1 protein-coding gene is annotated in these 543 nt (G+C 67.4%); it reads left to right on the plus strand.

What is annotated here, in order from left to right; all coding sequences use genetic code 11:
• Nucleotides 1-479: IS5 family transposase (locus tag ACK4HN_RS11940; protein WP_409877778.1), on the plus strand; the 479-nt coding region annotated here is incomplete at its 5' end.
• Nucleotides 480-543: the final 64 nt, after the last annotated feature.

Below are 543 nucleotides of genomic sequence, written 5' to 3' on the forward strand. Positions count from 1 at the left end.
CCTGCCCCCAGTGGCACTTCGGCTGCAAGGCGCATGTCGGCACGGACGCGGCCAGTGGACTTGCGCACAGCGTGGTGGTGACAGCGGCCAACGTGCATGACGTCACGCAGGCCCACGCCCTGCTGCACGGACAGGAGCGAGACGTCTTTGCCGATGCGGGCTACCAGGGTGTGGACAAGCGCGAGGAGGTTCAGGATCGTCACCCCAAGGTGAACTGGCACGTGGCCATGCGTCCGGGCAGGCGCCGCCAGCTGGACACCACCCAGCCGCTGGATGCGGTGCTGGATGAGCTCGAGACCGTCAAGGCGCGCATCCGCGCGCGCGGTGAGCACATCTTCGGGGTGGTCAAGTGCGTCTTTCGCTACACCAAGGTACGCTACCGGGGCCTGAAGAAGAACGCCGCGCAGATCACCACACTGCTGATGCTGGCCAATCTCTGGATGGCGCGCCGAAACCTGCTGCAGCCCGCGACGGGGTAAGTGCGCCCCAATGGGGCGCACGAGGCCCGCGCGGGGCCGAAAAAGGCCCCGGAGGTCTCTCGTC

This window comes from Thermosynechococcus sp., assembly GCF_046299655.1.
GTDB lineage: Bacteria > Cyanobacteriota > Cyanobacteriia > Thermosynechococcales > Thermosynechococcaceae > Thermosynechococcus.